Consider the following 5,262-nt stretch of genomic DNA (forward strand, 5'->3'; position numbering starts at 1 on the left):
CCAATTTCATCGAGGTCGCGCTTGAGGCTGACGGCACCTTGTCCGTTGCGGACAACGGTCGTGGAATTCCGGTCGACCCCCATCCCAAATACAAGAGCAAGTCGGCGCTCGAAGTCATCATGACGACGCTGCACGCCGGCGGAAAATTCGATTCGAAGGTCTATGAGACCTCCGGCGGCCTGCACGGCGTCGGCGTGTCCGTCGTCAACGCCCTGTCGGAGACGCTAGAAGTCGGCGAGGTTCACAATCGCCGTGGCACGCGGGTTCGGTTCAAGCCGGATCCGCAGATTTTCGGCGCCGGGGCCAGGTTCCGTCCCGAACGGCTGTTCGCCATGGCTCGCTCGAAAGCCTACCTCTTCGGCGGCGTCGAGATTCGCTGGTCCTGCGATCAGAGCCTGCTGGTGCCCGGCGGCGACATCCCGGCCCGCGAGACATTCCACTTCCCCGGCGGGCTGAAGGATTATCTCGACGTCACGCTCGGCAAGGAGCATCGCGTCACCGCCCAGATCTTCGCCGGCCGGACCGAGAAAGTCTCGGGCCACGGGGCCGTCGAATGGGCGGTCAGCTGGACGCCGGAAGACGGTTTCATCCGCTCCTATTGCAACACCATCCCAACCCCCGAAGGTGGCACCCACGAAGCGGGCCTGCGCTCGGTGCTGCTGCGCGGCCTCAAGGCCTTTGCCGAGGTTTCCGGCAACAAGCGGGCTGCGATCATCACCGGCGATGATCTGATGCTGACGGCCTCGGCCATGCTGTCGATCTTCATCCGGGAACCGGAATTCGTTGGCCAGACCAAGGACCGGCTGGCCACCGCCGAGGCGCAGCGGATCGTCGAACAATCGATGCGCGATTCCTTCGACATCTGGCTTGCCTCCTCGCCGCAGGACGCGGCGCGGCTGATCGACTGGGTGGTCGAGCGCGCCGACGAGCGGCTACGCCGCCGCCAGGAGAAGGAGGTCAGCCGCAAGAGCGCGACTCGCAAGCTGCGGCTGCCGGGCAAGCTCGCCGACTGCTCGCAAAACGGCGCTGCCGGGGCCGAGATTTTCATCGTCGAGGGAGATTCAGCCGGCGGTTCGGCCAAGCAGGCACGCGATCGCCGTCTGCAGGCGATCCTGCCGCTTCGCGGCAAGATTCTCAATGTTGCGAGCGCCGGCCGCGAAAAGCTCGGTGCCAATCAACAGCTCGCCGATCTGATACAGGCCTTGGGCTGCGGCACCCGTTCGAAATACCGTGACGAGGATCTGCGCTACGAACGCGTGATCATCATGACCGACGCCGACGTCGACGGCGCCCATATCGCGTCTCTGCTCATCACCTTTTTCTACCAGGAAATGCCGGAGCTCATTCGCGGAGGTCACCTGTTTCTGGCGGTGCCGCCGCTTTACAAGCTGACGCAAGGGGGGAAATCCTTCTACGCTCGCGACGACCAGGATCGCGAGCGGTTGATCGAGAAGGAGTTCAACGGCCGCGGCAAGGTCGCGGTCTCGCGCTTTAAGGGCCTTGGTGAGATGCTGCCGTCGCAGCTCAAGGAAACGACCATGGACCCGAAAAAGCGCACCTTGCTCAGGGTCGTTATGGACGAAGCTCCCGAATCGGGTACGTCGATCGCGGTCGACGCGCTGATGGGAAACAAGCCGGAAGCCCGCTTCCGCTTCATTCAGGATCGCGCCGCCTTCGTCGAAGAACTGGACATCTGATCCGATAGCGTTGAAATGCCGTCGATCGCCCAATCGGAGGATTTTCCATGCCCCATCTCAGGCACTGGCTTGCCGGAACCGCATTCGTCGTCATCGCCTTAAGCCATACGGCCGCCCTTGCCCAGGCGGACGCCGGAGGCCCTATTTCCACTCCTGACGCCGCGCAACCGGCAGAAGCCCCTGCGACACCCGACGCCGCGCAACCCGCTGAGGCCCAGACGGCGCGGACGACCCCCGCCGACCCCGCGCTCGCCGCGAAGGCAAAGGCGGCCGCCGAAGGCCTGTCGCCTCAGGTTCAGGACGTGCAGATCGTCGGACCATGGTCGGATGGTACGGTTGAGGGCGTCTGGCGGACGGTAATGGTGCAGTCGCAGACAGACGACTCCGCCTTTCATTTCTTCGTGCAGCAACTCGAGGGTGCGGGAAGCGACCTGAGTGTGCGCGCGACGACGGAGGTAGCGGAGATCAATCAGATCGACGGCACTGTCGTCGGCTACCGCGCCGACGAGCCGAGCGAAGAGCAGCCGAACAGCCTGACGCTGTTCTTCGACATCCTGCCCTCCGATGGGGAAATTGCCGAGACCTACGAGCTGCATTTCTTTCCGGGGGAACCTTACAGCTTCGGTCCCGCGACCAACTGATCAGACGCGACCGAGGCATCCCTTTGAAGATGCCGCCGGATCACCGCACTCGCGGCGTCGGGCGCTTCCATCGTCACCATGTGACCGACGCCGTCGAGGAGATCAAGCGTGCCGGCCGGCATAACGGCGGCCATTTCGCGAGATCGGTCCGGCGAAATGATCTGATCTTCGGTCCCGGCCAAAAGCGTCGTCGGGACCCTGATATGCGGCACTAGCGAGGTCTGATCCCGTCGTCCGATGATGGCCTCCTGCTGACGCCAGAAAACGTCGGCTCCGATCGCTTCGGCCATTGCGGCGATACGCTGGCGAAGCCGCCGGTCGGTGCGGCCGCTGGGGCCGAGCAGTTGGTCGGAAAGGATTTCGGCGACGGCCGCGATACCCTTTTCGTGAGCCAATTTGACCAAGCGCCGGCGCATGGCCGTCTGCTCCGCGGTGTCTGCCTTGGCGCTGGTCGCCATCAGAACGAGGGCGGTGACGCGCTCGGGTGCGATCCGCAGGACTTCAAGGGCCACATAGCCGCCCATCGACAAGCCGCAGAGGAAGAACCGATCTGGCGCGACTTCGACCAGACGCTCGGCCATCGCCGTGATGGTCGGATCGGACGTCGTGTCGGCAACAAGGACGCCGTCCGATGGGATGGACGCGATCTGGTCCCGATAGAGATCGTCGGTACATAACAGACCCGGAATCATCACAATCTGTGTCAGATTCATCTTTTGTACCCTGTAAATCGCCGGAAATCGCCCCATATGCGGCGCTGCGGTTGACTCGCGACGAGCGTCACCCTATCGCCCTGTCGACTGGGCTTTCAAACGCTATCGACCCCCCAATTCAACTATTCAAGAGAACCGCTAGCTTGAAACTCTTTTCCGAACTCGGCCTGAGCGCCAAGGTCCTGGCCGCCGTCGAGGCAGCTGGATACAGTGAACCGACGCCGATCCAGGAACAGGCCATCCCTCACGCGATCGAAGGCCGGGATGTGCTCGGCATCGCGCAGACGGGTACTGGCAAGACGGCTTCCTTCGTGCTGCCGATGTTGACACGGCTCGAAAAGGGTCGCGCACGGGCACGGATGCCCCGCACTCTGATCATCGAGCCGACCCGCGAACTCGCGGCGCAGGTCGAGGAATCCTTCGTCAAATACGGCCTCGACCAGAAGATCAATATCGCCTTGCTGATCGGCGGTGTCTCGTTCGGCGATCAGAACAAGAAGATCGACCGGGGCGTCGACGTTCTCATCGCGACGCCGGGTCGCCTGCTCGATCATTTCGAGCGCGGCAAGCTGTTGATGACCGCTGTCGAAGTCCTCGTCATCGACGAGGCGGATCGCATGCTCGACATGGGTTTCATTCCCGACATCGAGCGGATCTGCAAGCTCTTGCCGATCACGCGGCAGACGCTGTTCTTCTCGGCGACGATGCCGCCTGAAATTACCCGGCTTACCGAGCAGTTTTTGCAGAACCCGGTACGCGTCGAGGTGGCGAAGCCGGCGTCCGCCGCCCTTACCGTCACCCAAAGGCTGATCGCTTCGAAGAAGGATGACTTCGAGAAGCGAGAGACGTTGCGCACGATCATTCGCGAGCAGGACGACCTGACCAACGCGATTATCTTCTGCAACCGCAAGCGCGACGTTGCCACGCTGTTCCGCTCTCTCGAGAAGCATGGTTTTTCGGCGGGTGCGTTGCACGGCGACATGGACCAACGCTCGCGAACCGCGATGCTCCAGAGCTTCCGCGACAACCAGATTCAGCTCTTGGTTGCCTCCGATGTCGCGGCCCGCGGTCTCGATATTCCGGCGGTCAGCCATATTTTCAACTTCGACGTTCCAATTCACGCCGAAGACTATGTGCATCGCATCGGCCGGACCGGTCGTGCCGGAAGGTCCGGCAAGGCCTTCACCCTCGTTGCCAAGTCCGACAAGAAGTATCTCGACGCAATCGAAAAACTGATCGGCGGCGAGATCGCCTGGCATGGCGAAACGGTTGCGACGCTGGCCGACGCCCCGGCGGAAGAAAAGCCGGACCGTCGCGCAGGTCGTCGTGGGGCCGGTACGCGCCGTCGCGGAAATAGCGAGAAGCTATCCTCCGCGCCTGAGACCGAGTCGGCCGAAGAACCGGCGATCGTACGTGCCGAAGCTGGAGAATTGGATGTCCCGGTGGATGCCCTCGCCCAGGAGAGCGCCGCATCCGAGGCACCCGCACGCAGCCGGACAAGCCGCAAGCGGTCCGGTGCGACCGGAGAGCGAGCCAGACCGGCTGCTCCGCGCTCACGGTCGGCGCAGCCGGCCAGTCGCACGCGAACCGACGACGGCAACGCTCCAGTCGGCTTTGGCGACGACATTCCCGCCTTCATGCTGATCGGCACCGGCGCTTGACACCAACCGCTCCGGTCGGCCCCGGGGCCGTCTACTCCTGTGCGGACATCGGAAAGGCCGGGATGATACCCCGCCCGTTCGATAGAGACGTCCCGCGCCATCGCCCAACAGCGGCTCGACCGGTCAGGCCGCCGACCTGATGGATAACCGATCAACGTTCCATCGACGATTAATTACCCCGCTTATTTTAATTCTATGCCGGACAACTGCTCGCTTAGCCGCCGTAGTTCCGTCTGAGCCTGAACGGTGATCTCCACGCTAAGCGCCACTGAGCCGTTATCCCTGTCGTCTCTGCCGATCACCGATGAATTCTTGTAGATCCACGGCAGGACACCCATCCCGTCCGGTGCGATCTCGATTCTCACTTCGCGGAGACGGCCGGCGATGCGCTGTTCGATGTCCGCGAGAAGCTCGGGCACGCCTTCGCCGGTGATCGCGGATACCAGATGGGCGGCCTGAGGCGCTTGCTGTCCTTGGCGGACTGTCGTCAAATGATGACGGACGGACTCTTCCAGCAGATCGATCTTGTTCCAGACCTCGACGACATGAT

At 62.9% G+C, this 5,262-nt stretch carries 3 protein-coding genes and 2 pseudogenes; 3 read left to right on the forward strand and 2 right to left on the reverse strand.

What is annotated here, in order from left to right; genetic code table 11:
* On the forward strand, positions 1-1,697 hold a 1,697-nt coding region (locus tag MJ956_RS10325), incomplete at its 5' end, for a DNA gyrase/topoisomerase IV subunit B (protein ID WP_253964386.1).
* A gap of 47 nt (positions 1,698-1,744) precedes the next feature.
* Positions 1,745-2,338 carry a hypothetical protein gene (locus MJ956_RS10330; RefSeq protein ID WP_253964387.1) on the forward strand — a complete coding sequence of 198 codons (594 nt, stop codon included), beginning with the start codon at positions 1,745-1,747 and terminating at the stop codon, positions 2,336-2,338.
* On the opposite strand, the gene MJ956_RS10335 is transcribed toward MJ956_RS10330, so the two are convergent.
* Positions 2,311-3,051, reverse strand: coding sequence for an alpha/beta fold hydrolase (locus MJ956_RS10335; RefSeq protein ID WP_253964388.1), 741 nt, complete (start codon positions 3,049-3,051; stop codon positions 2,311-2,313). The genes MJ956_RS10330 and MJ956_RS10335 overlap by 28 nt on opposite strands.
* Before the next feature lie 143 nt (positions 3,052-3,194).
* Between MJ956_RS10335 and MJ956_RS10340 the strand changes: the two are divergent.
* Positions 3,195-4,334 (forward strand): annotated as a pseudogene (locus MJ956_RS10340) (DEAD/DEAH box helicase); the annotation flags it as partial.
* Between the two features lie 560 nt (positions 4,335-4,894).
* Here MJ956_RS10340 and MJ956_RS10345 read toward each other — a convergent pair.
* Positions 4,895-5,262 (reverse strand): annotated as a pseudogene (locus MJ956_RS10345) (GTPase HflX); the annotation flags it as partial.

It is taken from the genome of Aurantimonas marianensis, from assembly GCF_024195285.1.
Lineage (GTDB): Bacteria > Pseudomonadota > Alphaproteobacteria > Rhizobiales > Rhizobiaceae > Aurantimonas > Aurantimonas marianensis.